The sequence below is a fragment of the Marilutibacter aestuarii genome, from assembly GCF_006546775.1.
Classification (GTDB): Bacteria; Pseudomonadota; Gammaproteobacteria; order Xanthomonadales; family Xanthomonadaceae; genus Marilutibacter; species Marilutibacter aestuarii.
On record NZ_VICE01000105.1, the window covers coordinates 46,763 to 60,618 of the forward strand.

General features: G+C 68.7%; 10 protein-coding genes. 7 read left to right on the top strand and 3 right to left on the bottom strand.

All coding sequences use genetic code 11. The annotated features are described in order from the left end of the window. Positions 1-3 precede the first annotated feature (3 nt). Together FKV25_RS11405 and recJ are read left to right on the top strand one after the other, a co-directional pair. Positions 4-945 (top strand): phosphoglycerate mutase, encoded by a 942-nt coding sequence (locus FKV25_RS11405; protein ID WP_141518927.1) that lies wholly within the window; start codon positions 4-6, stop codon positions 943-945. Then, positions 942-2,654 carry a single-stranded-DNA-specific exonuclease RecJ gene (gene recJ / locus FKV25_RS11410; RefSeq protein WP_141518928.1) on the top strand — a complete coding sequence of 571 codons (1,713 nt, stop codon included), beginning with the start codon at positions 942-944 and terminating at the stop codon, positions 2,652-2,654. The genes FKV25_RS11405 and recJ overlap by 4 nt, the downstream gene beginning before the upstream one ends. Before the next feature lies 1 nt (position 2,655). Here recJ and FKV25_RS11415 read toward each other — a convergent pair whose 3' ends face one another. Then, positions 2,656-3,858: an acyltransferase family protein gene (locus FKV25_RS11415; RefSeq protein WP_141518929.1), complete on the bottom strand. Its 1,203-nt coding sequence runs from the start codon at positions 3,856-3,858 to the stop codon at positions 2,656-2,658. A 152-nt stretch (positions 3,859-4,010) separates the two neighbouring features. Here FKV25_RS11415 and FKV25_RS11420 point away from each other — a divergent pair, with 152 nt between their 5' ends. From FKV25_RS11420 to FKV25_RS11440, 5 genes are all read left to right on the top strand, one after another. Beyond that, complete coding sequence (locus FKV25_RS11420) at positions 4,011-4,889, top strand: LytTR family DNA-binding domain-containing protein (RefSeq protein WP_141518930.1); 879 nt, start codon at positions 4,011-4,013, stop codon at positions 4,887-4,889. A 74-nt stretch (positions 4,890-4,963) separates the two neighbouring features. Continuing rightward, positions 4,964-6,092 (top strand): peptide chain release factor 2 gene (prfB, locus tag FKV25_RS11425; RefSeq protein ID WP_141518931.1). Its coding sequence is split into 2 segments (ribosomal slippage): positions 4,964-5,038 and positions 5,040-6,092, totalling 1,128 coding nucleotides; the frame shifts between segments, so codons are not numbered across the junction. Between the two features lie 73 nt (positions 6,093-6,165). Then, the gene (lysS, locus tag FKV25_RS11430) at positions 6,166-7,686 is read left to right on the top strand and encodes a lysine--tRNA ligase (RefSeq protein ID WP_141518932.1); all 1,521 of its coding nucleotides are present in this window, start codon (positions 6,166-6,168) and stop codon (positions 7,684-7,686) included. A 102-nt stretch (positions 7,687-7,788) separates the two neighbouring features. Then, on the top strand, positions 7,789-8,886 hold the full coding sequence (locus FKV25_RS11435; RefSeq protein ID WP_281286228.1) for an HD domain-containing phosphohydrolase: 1,098 nt from the start codon (positions 7,789-7,791) through the stop codon (positions 8,884-8,886). Positions 8,887-8,893: 7 nt separating this feature from the next. Beyond that, positions 8,894-11,032, top strand: a complete 2,139-nt coding sequence (locus FKV25_RS11440; protein WP_170218622.1) for a hybrid sensor histidine kinase/response regulator — start codon at positions 8,894-8,896, stop codon at positions 11,030-11,032. 111 nt (positions 11,033-11,143) lie between these two features. Here the strand turns inward: FKV25_RS11440 and FKV25_RS11445 are convergent, their stop codons facing one another. After that, positions 11,144-12,046 (bottom strand): crotonase/enoyl-CoA hydratase family protein, encoded by a 903-nt coding sequence (locus FKV25_RS11445; RefSeq protein WP_141518935.1) that lies wholly within the window; start codon positions 12,044-12,046, stop codon positions 11,144-11,146. Positions 12,047-12,169: 123 nt separating this feature from the next. Beyond that, positions 12,170-13,846 (bottom strand): long-chain fatty acid--CoA ligase, encoded by a 1,677-nt coding sequence (locus tag FKV25_RS11450; RefSeq protein ID WP_141518936.1) that lies wholly within the window; start codon positions 13,844-13,846, stop codon positions 12,170-12,172. Between the last annotated feature and the right edge of the window lie 10 nt (positions 13,847-13,856).

The following is a 13,856-nucleotide window of genomic DNA, read 5'->3' on the forward strand; positions in this document are numbered from 1 at the left end:
ACGATGGCGCGCGCCAGGCTGCTGCTGCCGGCCGCCGCCCGTTTCGGCGGCCAGCGCCTGCAAGCCCCCTTGGCACGCGTGCTTGGCCGCGGCGATGCCCTGCGCCTGGTCGGGCCGCAGCAGGCCCGCTGCTTCGACGTGCTGCCCGCGGGGTGGCCCGCGGCGGCGGTGAGCCGCCAGGCGGATCGCGGCGATGCTGCTGGCCATGCCTGGCTTCGCGCGGATCCGGTCCACGTCCGTCCCGACATCACCGGCGCGCGGTTGCTGGCCCATGGTCGCGCGATGCAGGGCGATGCCGGCGATGCCGCGGCGATCCTGCCCGCTCTCAAACCCCTGTTCGGCGATGCCGGCTACCTGCTCGACGCGCCAGTGCCGGAGCGCTGGTACCTGCAACTGCCCGAGGGCGCCGTCCTGCCGGCATTCAGCCCGCCGGACGCCGCGCTGGGCGCCGAGCTCATCGAACACCTGCCTGGCGGCGAGAGTCGTAGTCCGGAAGCGCGTCGATGGCGCTCGCTCCTGAGCGAGGTGCAGGTGGTCCTGCACAACCACCCGCGCAACCTGGAGCGCATCGCGGCTGGCCGCCCGGCGATCAATTCGCTGTGGTTCTGGGGCGCGGGTCGCCTGCCGACCGCGGTCCGCTGCGACTACCGCCAGGTCCTGAGCGAGGACGACACCCTGCTTGCGTTCGCGCGCCTGGCCGGGGCCGGCGCAGCCGCGTTGCCGGCGCGCTACCCCGAGCCCGGCGAGGACATGCTGGTGGACCTGCGCGACGCGCGCGACCTGGCGCGGCTGCAGGCCGATTGGCTGGCCCCCCTGTTCGAAGCCTTGCGCGCTGGCGCGCTCCGCGAGCTCGCGCTCGATTGCGAGAGCGGGGAGGGCTATCTCCTGTTGGCCCGCCAACGCTGGCGGGTGTGGCGCAAGCCGCGCCACGGGTTCGGCGCATGACGCCACGCGTGTCGGTGCGCCGCCGCATCGCCGCGAGAGCGGGCGAATGGTCGGCGGCGACACCCCCACTGCTGCGCCGGGTGTACGCCGCGCGCGACGCGCTCGACGAGGCCCAGGCGCGCCCGCGCCTGGCGCAGCTGCTGCCGCCCGACGGGATGCTCGGACTGGATGCGGCGGCGGCCCTGCTGGCCGAGGCCATCGCCGCGGATCGCCACATCGTCGTGGTCGGCGATTTCGACTGCGATGGCGCGACCGCATGCGCGCTGGGCGTGCGCGGCCTCCGACTGCTGGGGGCCCGTCGCGTTTCGCACGCGGTCCCCAACCGCGTCACCCACGGCTACGGCCTCTCGCCCTCGCTGGTGGAGGCACTGGCCGCGCTGGAACCCGACCTCCTGGTCACCGTCGACCATGGCATCGCCTGCAATGCCGGCGTCGCCGCCGCCCGCGCACGCGGCTGGCAGGTACTGGTCACCGACCACCACCTGCCCGGCGAGGTTCTGCCGGACGCGGACGTCATCGTCGATCCGAACCAGCCCGGCGACCGCTTCCCAAGCAAAGTGCTCGCCGGCGTCGGGGTGATGTTCTACGTCCTGCTCGCGCTGCGCCGACACCTGCGCGCGCAGGGTGCGTTCGCCGAGGCCATCCCCGACCTGGGCGTGCTGCTCGACCTCGTCGCCGTCGGTACCGTGGCCGACCTCGTCCCACTGGACGCGAACAACCGGGCGCTGGTCGCCGCTGGCCTGCGTCGCCTGCGCACCGGACAGGGCTGCGCCGGCCTGAATGCGTTGGCGGAGGTATCGCGGCGTGGGCTCGGACGGCTGACCGCCGCCGACATCGGCTACGCGATCGCTCCCCGCCTCAACGCCGCGGGCCGCCTGGAGGACATGGCACTCGGCATCGAATGCCTGTTGACCGACGACGCCCGCCAGGCGCGCGAGATCGCTACGACCCTGGACGAGATCAACAGCGAGCGGCGTGCCGTCCAGCAACAGATGACCGACGAGGCCGAGGCCGCCGTCGCGTGCGTCGCGCTGGGCGAGGCGGTGCCCGTGGGGCTGTGCCTGCACGACCCGGACTGGCATCCCGGCGTGGTCGGCCTGGTCGCCTCCAAGCTCAAGGAGCGCCTGCACCGCCCGGTGATCGCCTTCGCACCGTCAGAGCCGGGCAGCGACAGCCTGAGGGGCTCGGCCCGCTCCATCCCGGGCTTCCACATCCGCGACGCGCTCGCCGACGTCGCGGCCCGCCACCCGGGCCTGGTCGAGCGCTTCGGTGGCCATGCCATGGCAGCCGGGCTGTCGCTGCGGGCCGATCGCTTCGACGCGTTCCGCGACGCCTTCCAGGCCGTGGTCGCCGCGACCCTGCCGCCGGAGCTGCTCGGGGCCGAGGTCCTGAGCGATGGCCCGCTCGAGGCGGGCGACTTCGTCCGCGCCAACGCCGAGGCGCTGCGCGATGGCGGGCCCTGGGGGCAGGGCTTCCCCGAACCCCAGTTCGACGGCGAGTTCGACGTGCTGGGCTGGCGCGTGGTGGGCGAGCGGCACCTCAAGCTCGAGCTCGGGACCGACGGCGCGCGCCTCAACGCCATCCACTTCGGAGGCTGGGACGGCGTGCAACCGCCGTCCCGCATGCGGATCGCCTACCGGCTGGAGCCCGACGACTACCGCGGTGGCGATGCCATCCAACTGGTCGTGGTCCATCGCGAAATGGCTTGAGTCAGCCGCGCGCATCGGCCGCGTGCGCCTGCGCGCCACCGACCCCAGGGGTACCGCGGGGATCCGTGCGCCGCTTCAGGCCGAAGAGCGGCCGCAACACCGGGACCCGGCGGATCAGTTCGTACCCGGCCAGGCAAAGCGCGAACGTGCATGCCACCAGCAGCGGACCTTCGATCCACGGATTCAATGCCAGTCGCTGCGCATTGTGGGCCAGGACCACGATCACCGTCTGGTGGAGGATGTAGACCGGATAGACCGCCGGGGCGAGGTAGCGCAGGGCGGGACTGTCGCCCTTGATCCAGTGCCTCGCGAAGCCGAGGATCGCCGCGATGCTCAGCCATTGGTTGGCGCCCCAGGTCAGGCGCTGGGCCATGCGCAGCCAGTCCGGCGGCGGATTGGCGTCGTCGTAATGGCCGAAATAGGCCACCAGGGCGAGATAGCTGCACAGGGCCACGCCCAGCGACCACCCCCGCCAGCGTTCGATCGCGTTCCAGGCCTCCGTGGCCCGGGCCAGCCAGAAGCCGAGCAGGAAGACCGGCAGGTACTGCGCATGGTTGTACCAGTCGTCCACCAGGGCGTGGGTGGACTCGAACCGGCCGACCAGGAGCATGCGCACCAGGCCCAGGACCAGCGCGGGGACCACCAGCACGGCGGGCCCGGCGAACCAGCGTCCCAGGTGTTCTGCCGTACGGCGCATCGTGCCGGCGGCGAACGTCAGCGCCGCCCACAGGAGCATGCTGTAGGCCCACAGGTAGGCCAGGAACCACAGGTGGTTCCAGGTCGGCAGGTCGAGGCAGTCGCCATCGCGGCAAAAGCTGCCGTCGCCGGCCAGGTAGCGTCCCCAGAAGGCCAGGTAGCCATCGTGGTAGCCGCCCGGCAGCTTCTCGACCACTTCGTAGTAGGCCTGGGGCGGCACCACGACCAGCATCCCGAACAGCAACGGCCACAGCAGGCGGTGGGAACGCATGCGCACGAACCCCTTGCGACGGTGTTCGAGGATCGAGGCGGTGGCGACGCCCGAGACCAGGAACAACAGCGAAAGCCGCCAGGGCGAGCTGAGCAGCATCAGCGGTTCGAGCGCCGGGCCAGCCGCCGGACTTTTGACATGCCAGTCCCAGGTCACGTAGTACATGCCCACGTGGTAGAGCACCAGCAGGCCGAAGGCGAGGGTGCGTACCCAGTCGAGGTCGTGGCGGCGTTCCATGGCGATGTCCGTTCTGCGGTGCCGGCAGGGTCGCCTCGCGTGCCCCTCGGCGAAAGCACCAGGGGCCGGGGCGCGGGCCCCGCGGGACGAACCGCGGGTCCGCGGGGGCAAGCCGTGGCGGATCGGCGGGTGCCAACGCCTAGAATGCGCGCATGGATCCCCAACCCTTCCCCCCACGGTCCCCGGCCGTACTGCGCCGCACCTTCGAGGTGGCGTTCTGGATCGTAGCGACCCTGCTCAATGGCATCGCCAACAGTCTCACGGTGATGATCGAGGTCCGCCGGGCCGGCCTGGACTACGCGGCCTGGAAGCCGGTGCTGTGGGAGTTTTCCAGCGGCCTCGTGTTCCTGGCCCTCGTCCCGGCGCTGCTGTGGTTCACCCGGCGGTTCCCGTTCCACCTCGACACCTGGCGCCGGCAATTGCCATGGCACGCGCTCGCCAGCGTCGTGTTCTCGGTGCTGCACGTGGTGGGCATGGTGGCCATACGCAAGGCGGTCTATGCCACCCAGGGCGAAACCTACGAGTTCAGTCCGTGGCTGCGCGAGTTCGTATACGAATACCTGAAGGACTGGCGCAGTTACGTGAGCATGGTGGCGACCATCGAGGCCTACCGTTTCATACGGCGCCGCCTGCAGGGCGAAGCCCGCCTGCTCGATCGGGCCGACGACGAGCCGGCGCCGGCACCGGGGCAGGCCGAGCGTCCCGAGCGCTTCCTGGTCCGCAAGCTCGGGCGCGAATTCCTCGTCGCGGCCGACGACATCGACTGGCTGCAGGCCGCGGGGAACTACGTCAACCTGAACGTCCGTGGCCGCGAGTACCCGCTGCGCAGCACGATGGCGGGCATCGAAGCGCAGCTGGACCCGGACCGTTTCGCCCGGGTGCACCGCAGCTACATCATCAACCTCGACCGGCTCGAGCAGATCGAGCCCCTGGAATCGGGTGACGCACGCCTGCAGCTGCGCGACGGCACGCGGCTCCCGTGCAGCCGCAGTTACCGGGACGCCCTGCGCAGCCGCCTGGTCCCAGCCTGAGCGGGGCTCTTTACGGGCCGGGCAGGGCGATTGCCTGCTAGAATCTGCGGTCTTTATCAGGTGGTGGTGAGTTCATGATCGAACTGAATCCCGTCCGCCAGCGCATCGCCGACCTGCAGGGTCGGCTGGATGCGCTGAGGGGGTATCTTTGACTTCGACAGCAAGGTCGAACGTCTCGAGGAAGTAAGCCGGGAACTCGAGAGCCCGGACGTCTGGAACGATGCCGAGCGCGCCCAGTCGCTGGGCCGCGAACGCGCATCGCTTGAGAAGGTCGTGCTCGGCAGCCGCCGCCTGGACGAAGGCCTCGGCGGCGCGCTCGAACTGCTCGAGCTGGCCGAGATGGAGGACGACGAGGACACCGCCACCGCGGTCGTCGCCGACGTCGATGCATACGCGCGCGACGTCGAACAGCTTGAGTTCCAGCGCATGTTCGGCGGGCAGATGGACGGCGCCGCGGCCTTCGTCGACATCCAGGCCGGTGCCGGCGGCACCGAGGCACAGGACTGGGCGGAGATGCTGCTGCGCATGTACCTGCGCTGGGCGGAGTCGCGCGGCTGGAAGGCCGAGCTGATGGAAGTCTCTGGTGGCGAAGTGGCCGGCATCAAGTCCGCCACGTTCCGCGTGGAGGGCGATTTCGCCTATGGCTGGCTGAAGACCGAGACCGGCGTCCACCGCCTCGTGCGCAAGTCGCCGTTCGATTCGGACAACCGCCGCCACACCAGTTTCACCTCGGTGTTCGTCTCGCCCGAAGTCGATGACAACATCGACATCGAGATCAACCCGGCCGACCTGAAGACCGACGTGTACCGCTCGTCCGGCGCCGGTGGCCAGCACGTCAACAAAACCGAGTCCGCGGTGCGCATCACGCACGTGCCGAGCGGCATCGTCGTGGCCTGCCAGAACGGCCGCAGCCAGCACCAGAACCGCGACACCGCGATGAAGATGCTGGCCGCCAAGCTGTACGAGCTGGAACTGCAGAAGCGAAACGCCGAGCGCGACGCCGTGGAGGCGACCAAGTCCGACATCGGCTGGGGCAGCCAGATCCGCAACTACGTGCTCGACCAGAGCCGCATCAAGGACCTGCGCACCGGGATCGAGCGCAGCGATACCCAGAAGGTGCTCGACGGCGACCTCGACGAGTTCGTCGAGGCCAGCCTGAAGGCCGGCCTCGAGGTCGGCGCCAAACGGGCCGACGCCGTCTGATCCCGTCGCCACGACCGCGCCGCGCCCTGACCGGGCGCGGCGGACTCCCCCCAAGAACCGAACCCAGCCGACCATGACCGAAGCCACCCCCGCGCCCATGCCCGCCGACGAGAACTTCCTGATCGCCGAGCGTCGCGGCAAACTCGCCGCCCTCCGCGAGCAGGGCGGGGCATTCCCCAACGACTTCCGTCGCAGCGACTTCGCCGGCGACCTGCAGGCCGAGTACGCCGACGCGGAGCGTTTCGACGCGGAGACGCTCGAGGCCAGCGGCCGTCAGGTCGCGATGGCCGGGCGGATCATGCTCAAGCGGGTGATGGGCAAGGCGAGCTTCGTCCAGATCCAGGACGAGTCGGGCCGCATCCAGCTGTTCCTGCAGGCCAACGCGCTGGGCGACACCTATGCCGCCTTCAAGGCCTGGGACGTGGGCGACATCGTCGCCGTCGAGGGCGGCCTGACCCGGACCCGGACCGGCGAGCTTTCGGTCAAGGCCTCCGCGCTCCGCCTGCTCACCAAGTCGCTGCGCCCGCTGCCGGACAAGTTCCACGGCCTGGCCGACGTCGAGCAGCGCTACCGCCAGCGTTACGTCGACCTGATCGTTTCGCCCGAGGCGCGGGACGTGTTCATCAAGCGCTCGCAGATCATCCGCGCGATCCGCGAATGGCTCGACACGCGCCGCTTCCTGGAAGTGGAGACGCCGATGATGCATTACATCCCCGGCGGCGCGACGGCCAAGCCCTTCGTGACCCACCACAACGCGCTCGACCTGGAGCTGTTCCTGCGGGTGGCCCCGGAGCTGTACCTCAAGCGCCTGGTCGTGGGCGGGCTGGAACGCGTCTACGAGATCAACCGCAACTTCCGCAACGAGGGCGTGTCGACCCGGCACAACCCCGAGTTCACCATGCTCGAGCTGTACGAGGCGTACGCGACCTACAACGAGATCATGGACCTGACCGAAAACCTGATCCGCGACGTCGCCGGCCGGGTGCTCGGCACCACCGTCATGGAATGGGACGGCGCGCGGATCGACGTCGGGCCGGCCTTCCGCCGCTGGCGCCTGGACGAAGCGGTGCGCGAGAAGAACCCGGGCATCAGCGTCGCGGATTGCCGCGACCGCGAGGCCCTGGCCCGCCATTGCGCGCGATTGCAGATCCCGGTCAAGCCCGGGCAGGGCTGGGGCAAGCTGCTGCTTGAGATCTTCGAGAAGACGGTCGAGGGCCAGCTGGAACAGCCGACCTTCATCACCCATTACCCGGTCGAGGTCTCGCCGCTCGCCCGCGAGAGCGACAGCGAGCCGGGCATCACCGATCGCTTCGAGCTGTTCGTGAACGGCAAGGAGCTGGCCAACGGCTTCTCCGAGCTGAACGACCCCGAGGACCAGGCCGCGCGCTTCAAGGCCCAGGTCGAGCAGAAGGAGGGGGGCGACGACGAGGCCATGCATTTCGACGCCGACTACATCCGCGCCCTGGAAGTGGGCCTGCCGCCGACCGGCGGACTGGGGATCGGGATCGACCGCCTGGTCATGCTGATGACCGGCTCGGCCTCGATCCGCGACGTCCTCCTGTTCCCGTACATGCGGCAGTCCCCGTCCGCCTGACCCGGCGAAGCGCGTTCACCTTCACGATGGCCCGCGCCTGGCGTTCAGGGGCGGGGGTGCCGGGGTGCTGCGGTAAGGGCGCCAGCGGGGTATCCTCAGCTCATTGCCGTGCCAAGCGCGGCGTCGCATACGGGACTGTGCGTGAATGTAGTAATCGTCGACGACCAGACTTCGGCGCGCACGATGCTGCGCCACATCATCGAGGACATCGCGCCCGAATTGACGGTGCATGACTTCGGTGAGGCCGAGGGCGGGCTGGCCTGGTGCGAGTCCAACCACCCGGACCTGCTGCTGCTCGACTACCGGATGCCCGGGATCGACGGCCTGGAGTTCGCGCGCCGGTTCCGGCGGCAGCCGCTGCATCGCGACATCCCCATCATCCTGGTCACCGTGGTCGGTGACGAGCCGATCCGCCAGGCGGCACTCGACGCCGGGGTCATCGACTTCCTGGTCAAGCCGGTACGGCCCCGCGAGCTGCGCGCCCGCTGCCGCAACCTGCTGCAGCTGCGGCAGCAGTCGGAGACCGTCAAGCAACGCGCACTGTCGCTGGAGCAGCGCCTGCTGGCGAGCATGCACGAGGTCGAGGAGCGCGAGCGCGAGACGCTGCAGCGCCTGGCCCGGGCCATCGAGTACCGCGACACCGGCACCAGCGTCTACCTCGAGCGCATGTCGCACATCGCCGGCCTGGTGGCCGAGCAGCTGGGCATGTTCGAGGACGAGGTGCGGATGATCGAGATGGCCGCGCCGCTGCACGACATCGGCAAGATCGCGATCCCCGACTCGGTCCTGCTCAAGCCCGGTCCGCTGACGCCCGACGAGATGAAGATCATGCGCCGGCATCCCAAGATCGGCCACGAACTGCTCAGCGGCAGCCAGAACCGCTTCATCCAGATCGCCGCGACCATCGCCCTGCGCCACCACGAGCGCTTCGACGGCAGCGGCTACCCCGACGCGCTGGTGGGCGAGGAGATCCCGCTCGAGGCCCGCATCGTCGCCGTCGCCGATGTCTTCGACGCACTGATCTCGCCCCGGCCCTACAAGGAGCCCTGGGACATCGACGCCACCCTGCAGTACCTGGTCGAGCAGAGCGGCCGGTTGTTCGACCCGCAGTGCGTGGACGCGCTGCTCAGGAGCCGTACCCGCCTGGATGACGTGTGCAAGCGTTATGCCGCCGGATCGGTTCGACCCGGCACGAGTTGAGGCCGTCATGTTCGACCTGTTGAGACAGCGCCTGGCCAAGCGACCGGACTCCGAGCATGCCCAGGCCATGGTGCGCCTGGCGATCGCCTGCCTGATCGTCGGCTACCTGCTGTTCCTGCAGAGCGCATCCGACGACCGCGGGATCTACCGGACCATGCTGGTGGTGATGCTGGCCGAGGCGACCATCGGCTTCCTGTTGCTGGTCGCGATCGTGCTGCGGCCGGGCGTGTCCCATATCCGGCGCTGGATTGGCATGCTGGGCGACTACTCCACGCTTGCCATCCTGATGTCACTCTCGGCGCCGACGCTCGCGCCGCTCTACGTGATCATCCTGTGGGTGACGATCGGCAACGGCCTGCGCTTCGGGACCACCTATCTCTATTCAGCGGCGGTCCTGGCCTGTGGCGCCTTCCTGACCGTGATCCTCGGCACCGAGTACTGGCGCGACCAGCCGTACCTCGCCACCGGACTGCTGCTGGGCGTCATCGCCATCCCGGCCTACCTGTCGTCCCTGCTGAGCAACCTGCACCGCGCCACCGCCGAGGCCAAGCGGGCCAACGAGGCCAAGACCCGGTTCCTGGCCAACATGAGCCACGAACTGCGTTCGCCGCTCAACGGCATCATCGGCATGGCCGAACTGCTGCACGGCACCCGACTGGCGCCCGAACAGCGCGAGTACGCCGACGTCATCCACACGTCGGCGCAATCGCTGCTGTTGCTGGTCAACGACGTGCTGGACATCTCGGCGATCGAGGCGGGCAAGCTCGAGCGGCGCGACGCCGACTTCAACCTCCAGGAACTCGTCCACCGCATCCAGAAGATGCTGCAGCCGATGGCCGCCTCGAAGGGGCTGTCGCTGCGGATGGACATGGACGCGGACGTGCCGGTGCGCCTGCACGGCGACGCCGCCCACTTGACCCAGATCCTGCTCAACCTGCTGCACAACGCCATCAAGTTCACCGAGGAGGGTGGCGTCTCGCTGGGCATCTCCAAGCTTTCCGATCCAGTCCAGGACGAGGTGCGCCTGCGGTTCGCGGTGACCGACACCGGCATCGGCATTGCCGGCGAGGACGCCCAGCGCATCTTCCTCGCCTTCGAGCAGGTCGACAGCGGGCCGACCCGGCGATTCGGCGGCACCGGCCTGGGCACGACGATCGCCAAGACGCTCACCCAGCTGCTCGGTGGCCAGATCGGGCTGGAACCCAACCCAGACGGCGGCAGCCGCTTCTGGGTGGACCTGCCGTTGCAGTTGCAGGACGCGGACAACCACGAGGATGCCGGTGAAGCAGTCGACGGCAACAAGATCATTTCCTTCGACGATCCCTTCATCCGCCACCGCATGCGGGTGCGGAGCCTGCGCATCCTCATCGCGGACGACCAGGCCGCGAACCGCACGGTGCTGGCACGGCTCCTCGAGCGCGCCGGCCATCGCGTGCACATGGTCAACGACGGCGAACAGGCGCTGGACGAACTGGAGCAGGGCGGTTACGAGCTGATCGTGCTGGACATGCACATGCCGCAGCTCAGCGGCCTGGATGTCATCCGCCAGTTGCGCTTCATGGAAGCGCGAAGCCAGAAGCGGACGCCGTCGATCATCCTCAGTGCAGACGCCACCCTGCAGGCCTCCGAGGCGGCGAGCGAGGCGGGCGCCAATGCCTTCCTGACCAAGCCCATCGTGGTCGACCGGCTGCTCAAGACCATCGCCGAGGTCATGGATTCGAGTTCGCTGCCGAACGTGCGGGCCATCAGTGACGTCAGCACGCCGGTGACCAACCCCGCGGTGCTGGAAGAGCTTGCCGACATGGGCCTGGGCGAGGCCTTCCTTCGCGATTTCGTCGAGCAGTGCCTCAAGGACGCAACGGGCTGCCAGGCCGAACTGGCCAAGGCCGGCACGGACCAGGACTGGGCCGCGTTCCGCGAAGTCGCGCATGCCTACAAGGGCATCGCCGAGAACCTGGGCGCACATTCGATCGCCGAACGGTGCTCGGGCATCATGCGCGCCAGCGACGACGTGCTCCACCGCGAGCAGGCCAAGGTCGTGGCTGAGCTCGCCTCGCAGCTCGAATCGGTGGACCGCATCAGCCGCCAGGAAGTCGTGCGCCTGACCCGCGCGACGCGGAACAAGGACACGCCCGACCTCAGCTGAGGTCGTTGCGCGCGCCTACGCGTTCGCCCTGGCCACTCTGGAGCCGCCCCCCTCGGCTCCGCTCACCCCTGGCCCTCTCTTTCCCCTGGACGCCTGCTCGTACTGGCGTCCTCAAGCATTCTGGACGCTGCGGGCCTGCGCTTCCTGGTCGGCGCGCCTCTGCTGGGCCCGGATCAGCCGTTCCATCGTGCGCAGCGCACGATCGTCCAGGCGCATCGCCGCGTCCACCCACTCGGTGGTGACGGCCAGCAGCTCGTCAAGCTTGACCGGGTTGCAGGCATGCCGGACAGTGTTCATCGCCCGCAGGGCATTGCCCATGCGGCGCTGGCGGCGGATGGTCTCCTGCACGGCCATGATGCCTTCGCCGCGCGGGACGACGCGGTCGACGACGCCCATCTCCAGCAGCTCCTCGACCGGGTAGACGCGCGCATCGAGCATCATCCGCTCTGCCTGCGCCGGGCTCACGCGTCGGGTCAGGAAGGTATAGGCGCCCATGCCGGGGAACAGGTCGAACAGCACCTCGGGAAAGCCCATGCCGGTGCCTTCCTCGGCGATGATGGTATGGCAACACAGGGCCGCCTCGAAGCCGCCGCCCAGGGCGTCGCCCTGGATGAGCGCGATGCTGTGAACGCGGTCGTCGTACAGGCGATGGAAGTTGTAGGCCACCTCGACGCACAGCTTGGCGTAATCGAGAAGGGCGCCGCGGTCGCCCGAGCGGATCAGGCGGGCGAACAGCGACAGGTCGCCGCCCAGGTTGAATACATCGCTGTCGGAGGCCAGCACCAGGTGCTGGATGCCACCGGCGTCGCGCAACGCGGTGGCCGTCGCGATCTCGCTGCGGATGCTCTCCTGGGTGCGTTTCAGGTCGCGCAAGAGGCGCTGGGAGAAGCAGGGGTGGTAGACACTGGGGGCGTCGGCATGCATGTGGCACCAGTGGGCACCACTGGTCGGCTCGACCACGTGGCGAGCCAGGGAGGGGATGGCCTCGGCATGGAGACGGACGGGCATGTTCATGGCTTGACTCCGGAGTCATAAGCAGGCAGTGGCGCCTGCACGACGATCGTACACCCGGACAAATAAAGACCCCCTCCACGGGGAGGGGGTCCGGATTGCCGCTTGTGGCCCCGCCCGGGGCCGTCAGCGGGGGCTTTCGTCCCTCAGTTCCCGGCGCAGGATCTTGCCCACGTTGGTCTTGGGCAGCTCGCTGCGGAACTCCACGATGCGCGGATGCTTGTACCCGGTCAGGTTTTCGCGGGCATGGGCCTTCACCTGGTCCTCGGTCAGCCCGGGGTCCTTCTTCACGATGACCACCTTCACGACCTCGCCTGAATGCTCGTCGGGGACGCCCACCGCCGCCACTTCCAGCACCTCCGGCATCGACGCGATCACGTCCTCGACCTCGTTGGGGTACACATTGAAGCCCGAGACCAGGATCATGTCCTTCTTGCGGTCCACGATATAGAAGTAACCCTGTTCGTCCATCCGGGCCATGTCGCCGGTGTGCAGCCAGCCTTCGGGGTCGAGCACGTTGGCCGTTTCCTCGGGGCGGTTCCAGTAGCCCTTCATGACCTGGGGCCCCTTGATGCAGAGCTCGCCGACTTCGCCGACCGGCAACACGTTGCCGTCCTCGTCCTTGATGCAGGCGTCGGTGGACGGGATCGGCAGGCCGATGGCGCCGTTGTAGTCCTTCAGGTCCATGGGGTTGATGCAGGCCGCCGGCGAGGTCTCGGTCAGTCCATAGGCCTCGACCAGGGTGACGCCGGTGACCTTCTTCCAGCGTTCGGCCACCGAGCGCTGCACGGCCATGCCGCCACCCAGGGTGAGGTGCAGCCGGGAGAAGTCGATCTCGTCGAAGCCCGGCGTGTTCAGCAATCCGTTGAACAGGGTGTTGACGCCCGTGATGGCCGTGAACGGCACGCTCTTGAGCTCCTTGACGAAGCCCGGCATGTCGCGCGGGTTGGTGATGAGGTGGTTGAGCCCGCCGAACTTCATGAACACCAGGCCGTTCGCCGTCAACGCGAAGATGTGGTACAGCGGCAGGGCGGTGATGATCACCTCCTCGCCGTAACGCACGTTGGTCCCCACCCACGCCGCGGACTGCTGCATGTTCGCGACCAGGTTGCGGTGGGTCAGCATGGCGCCCTTGGCGACACCCGTGGTGCCGCCGGTGTACTGCAGGAAGGCGATGTCGGACGGCGCGATCTCGACGGTGGGCAGTTCGTGACGGCGACCGGCCTCCAGGGTGGCGCGGAATCGGACCGCCCCGGGGATGTTGTACTCCGGCACCATCTTCTTGACGTACTTGAGCACGAAATTGACGATGTTGCCCTTCGGGAAGCCGAGCATGTCGCCCAGGCCGGTCGTGATCACCTGCTTGACCGGGGTGTCGCGCACCACCTCCTGGACGGTGTCGCCGAAGTTGTCCAGCACCAGCACCACGCTCGCGCCGGAGTCGACCAGCTGGTGGCGGAGTTCGCGGGCGGTGTACATGGGGTTGGTGTTGACCACCGTCAGGCCCGCGCGGAGCACGCCGAAGGTCGCGATGGGGTACTGCAGGCAGTTCGGCAGCATGATCGCCACCCGGTCGCCCTTCTTGAGCTTCAGCTCGCCCAGCAGGTAGGCGGCGAACTGCCGGCTGAGTTCGTCGATCTCGGCATAGGTGAGCGTCTTGCCGAGGTTGGAGAAGGCCGGGCGCGCCCTGTAGTTGTCGATGGCGTTTTCCAGCACCGAGACGACGGACGGGAATTCGTCGACGTCGATCTCGCGTGGAATGCCCTCCGGATACTGCTGAAACCAAGGACGATCTGAACTCATTGGCACTCCC

Bases quoted from the DNA above. Each gene is read 5' to 3' on its own strand.
- recJ (WP_141518928.1), top strand. From the start codon at position 942: ATGACGCCACGCGTGTCGGTGCGCCGCCGCATCGCCGCGAGAGCGGGC.
- FKV25_RS11415 (WP_141518929.1), bottom strand. From the start codon at position 3,858: ATGGAACGCCGCCACGACCTCGACTGGGTACGCACCCTCGCCTTCGGC.
- FKV25_RS11450 (WP_141518936.1), bottom strand. From the start codon at position 13,846: ATGAGTTCAGATCGTCCTTGGTTTCAGCAGTATCCGGAGGGCATTCCA.
- FKV25_RS11445 (WP_141518935.1), bottom strand. From the start codon at position 12,046: ATGAACATGCCCGTCCGTCTCCATGCCGAGGCCATCCCCTCCCTGGCT.
- FKV25_RS11405 (WP_141518927.1), top strand. From the start codon at position 4: ATGGCGCGCGCCAGGCTGCTGCTGCCGGCCGCCGCCCGTTTCGGCGGC.
- FKV25_RS11440 (WP_170218622.1), top strand. From the start codon at position 8,894: ATGTTCGACCTGTTGAGACAGCGCCTGGCCAAGCGACCGGACTCCGAG.
- lysS (WP_141518932.1), top strand. From the start codon at position 6,166: ATGACCGAAGCCACCCCCGCGCCCATGCCCGCCGACGAGAACTTCCTG.
- FKV25_RS11420 (WP_141518930.1), top strand. From the start codon at position 4,011: ATGGATCCCCAACCCTTCCCCCCACGGTCCCCGGCCGTACTGCGCCGC.